Annotated in this window: 1 pseudogene; it reads left to right on the top strand. The window is 51.7% G+C overall.

What is annotated here, in order from left to right:
* Nucleotides 1-45: 45 nt before the first annotated feature.
* Nucleotides 46-551: pseudogene (locus tag AB6735_RS28070) on the top strand (non-ribosomal peptide synthetase); the annotation flags it as partial.

The raw sequence follows: 551 nt of genomic DNA, 5'->3' as shown, positions 1-551 counted from the left end.
CAGGTTTATGTATTGGATACAAACCGGTGTTTGTGTCCGGTTGGTGTGAGTGGAGAGCTTTATATCGGGGGGAGTGGAGTAGCACGGGGATATCTCCGACGAGATGAACTGACGTTATCCAGGTTTGTATCCAATCCTTTCGGTGAGGGCCGGTTGTACCGGACCGGAGATATAGGCCGGTGGAATTTAGATGGAGTGCTCGAATTTCACGGCAGGCTTGACAACCAGGTAAAACTGCGCGGGTACCGTATTGAGCTGGAAGAGATCGAACGCGCTATGGATGGCTGTCCCGGAGTGGAATCCTCCGTAGTTATGATTCGTGGGGAAGAGGATAGTCATTACCTGGCCGGATATTATACAGGAGAAGCAGATGAGGATGAACTTCGGGCTTGTCTCGGCAGCGGGCTCCCGTCTTACATGGTTCCGACTTATCTTTTACGGGTTAAACAATTTAAATTAACGGTAAACGGCAAGCTGGACAAGGGTACGTTGCCTGATCCTGTGGAACTGGGGGCGGGTCAGTCGCAGGAGTATGAGGCGGCCAGGACTAA

The organism is Mucilaginibacter sp. RCC_168, from assembly GCF_041355315.1.
Lineage (GTDB): Bacteria > Bacteroidota > Bacteroidia > Sphingobacteriales > Sphingobacteriaceae > Mucilaginibacter.
This window is presented reverse-complemented; position numbering and strand designations above follow the sequence as displayed.